General features: G+C 64.5%; 2 protein-coding genes. One reads left to right on the top strand and one right to left on the bottom strand.

Annotated features, from left to right (window positions below):
- Window positions 1-109 precede the first annotated feature (109 nt).
- Window positions 110-1,153, bottom strand: a complete 1,044-nt coding sequence (locus tag JX325_RS15220; RefSeq protein WP_204791910.1) for an aldose epimerase family protein — start codon at window positions 1,151-1,153, stop codon at window positions 110-112.
- 148 nt (window positions 1,154-1,301) lie between these two features.
- Here JX325_RS15220 and JX325_RS15215 point away from each other — a divergent pair, with 148 nt between their 5' ends.
- Entirely contained in the window at window positions 1,302-2,423 is a 1,122-nt protein-coding gene (locus JX325_RS15215; RefSeq protein WP_204791909.1) for a D-alanyl-D-alanine carboxypeptidase family protein, read from the top strand.
- Window positions 2,424-2,520 lie beyond the last annotated feature (97 nt).

Genomic DNA, 2,520 nt, shown 5'->3' with positions numbered 1-2,520 from the left:
TTCCTACATTTTATCCCTCATTAACTTTGTGGCCTGTCTGGTAATGAAGACAGACAGGCCTCTTTTCGACAGGCTGAAAGGACCGCCCGAAAGGGCCGGTCCTGCTCGTTTATTTTTGGGGGAAGCGGAACACCGTGGTGTGGTGGAAGGCCTCTCCCGCCCGGAGGACGCAGGAGGGGAAGTTGTCATGGTTGGGGGAGTCGGGATAGAACTGGGTTTCCAGGCAGAAACCCCAGCGGCCCCCGTAGGGCGTGCCGCCCTTTCCGGCGGGACAGCCGTCCAGATAGTTCCCCGTGTAGAACTGCACGCCGGGGAGGGTGGAGAGAACCTCCATGGAGACGCCGGTGGCGGGGGAAGAGGCCCGGGCAATGGGCCGGAGAGCGCCCGATTCGCCAACCGGAATCCAGTTGTGGTCATAGCCCCCGGCCTGGAGCAGCTGGGGGAACGCCTCATCAATGCGGGCCCCGATGGGGGTGGGCTGACGCAGGTCCATGGGGGTGCCCTCCACGGGGGCGATTTCCCCGGTGGGAATGGACAAGGGGTCCGTGGGGGTGTAGCGGTCCGCCAGGAGCTGGATAGACTGGTCCAGCACCGGGCCGCTGTCGTGGCCGGAGAGGTTGAAATAGGCGTGGTTCGTCAGGTTGCAGACAGTATCCCGGTCGGACTCCGCCCGGTAGTCGATGGTCAAGCCCTCTTCCGTCAGGGTGTAGGCCGCTTGGACCTTGAGAGTTCCGGGGTAGCCCTCTTCCCCGTCGGGGCTGAGCAGGGAGAGGACAAGGCGGTTGTCCTCCGCTTCTTCCACAGTCCAAACCCGTTGGTTGAAGCCCACCTGGCCGCCGTGAAGGTGGTTGACCGCNTGGTCATTGGCGGCCAGCTNATAAGTTTGGCCGTTCAGCGAAAATTTCGCCCCGCCGATGCGGTTGGCATACCGGCCCACCAGGGCCCCCAGGGACTTGCCGTGGGTCCGGTAGGGCTCCAGCGCGTCGAAGCCCAGGAGGACGTCCACCGGCCTGCCCGATCGATCCGGGACACGGAGGGACTGGAGAGAGCCGCCGAAGGTGATGATTTGGCAGGAGAGCGCCCCGGCGGCCAGTGTATACAGCTCTACGGGCGTACCGTCCGGCATCGTGCCGAAGGGAATGGGAACAGACATGGGAATACCCTCTTTCCAATTTAAATTAGCAGAATCAGCATAGCATATTTTTCCGCCCCGGTCAAAGGGTTTTGTCCCAGGACAACGCATGAATGTCCTCTTTGCCTCATAGNCTTAACCGACGAGTACAAGCAAAAGGGGGAGCATCATGAAAAGAGGAATCGCGCTGCTGTGCGCCGCGCTGCTGCTGACCACCGGCGCCCGGGCGGTGGAGGTGTCCGCGCCGTCGGCCATTTTGATGGAGAAGGAGACGGGGACCGTCCTCTTCGCCAAGGACGAGCACAAGCAGCTGGAGCCCGCCAGCGTCACCAAGGTGATGACGCTGCTTTTGACCATGGAGGCCGTGGACAGCGGACAGCTGAAGTACGACGACATGGTGACGGCCTCCGCCCACGCCTGTTCCATGGGCGGGTCCCAGATCTGGCTGAAGGAGAACGAGCAGCTCAGCGTCAGCGACATGCTGAAGGCGGTCTGCGTGGTTTCCGCCAACGACTGCGCCGTGGCCCTGGCGGAAACCGTGGCGGGCAGCGAGGACGCCTTTGTGGAGCGGATGAACCGGCGGGCGGCGGAGCTGGGGATGCGGGACACCACCTTTCAAAACGCCACGGGCCTTCCGGCGGCGGGCCACGTCACCTCCGCCTACGACATCGCCCTGATGAGCCGGGAGCTGATTTTGAACCACCCGGACATCCGCCAGTACACCACCATCTGGATGGACACCCTGCGGAACGGGGAGTCCCAGCTGGTGAACACCAACCGCCTGGTGCGGTTCTACGAGGGGGCCACGGGGCTGAAAACCGGCTCCACCGACAGCGCCCTCTACTGCCTCTCCGCCACGGCGGAGCGGGAGGGCATGGAGCTCATTGCCGTCATCATGAAGGGGGCCACCTCCGCCCAGCGGTTCGAGGACGCCCAGGCCCTGCTGAGCCATGGTTTTGCCAGCTACGCCCTGCGGAAGATTGTCCCGGACCAGGCCCTGCCCCCCGTCCCGGTGGAGCTGGGGGCCCAGGCCACGGTCCAGCCGGTGCCCGGCGAGGGGGGCACGCTGCTTCTGGAGAAGGCCAAGGCCGGAAACCTCACCCAGTCCGTGGCGCTGGAGGAGTCCGTCCCCGCCCCCGTGGCCCTGGGGGACCGGCTGGGGACTTTGACGGTGACCTCCGGGGAGGAGACCGTGGCGGAAATCCCCCTGCTGGCGGGGGAGGAGGTGCCCCGGGTGACCTATGGCCAGATGTTCCTGCGCCTTCTGCGGACGGCGTGCCTGGCGGGATGAGCCTAGATGAGCCTATAGGGATAGAGAATGCAAGACCGATTCAACGGGAAGGAAGGGTGTGTGCGGGGAACCCAGGATGGGTTCCCTGCACCATTTG

The organism is Oscillibacter sp. CU971 (genome assembly GCF_905219725.1).
Classification (GTDB): Bacteria; Bacillota; Clostridia; order Oscillospirales; family Oscillospiraceae; genus Oscillibacter.
The sequence above is the reverse complement of the archived record's forward strand: the minus strand, read 5'-3'. Positions and strand labels throughout refer to the sequence as shown.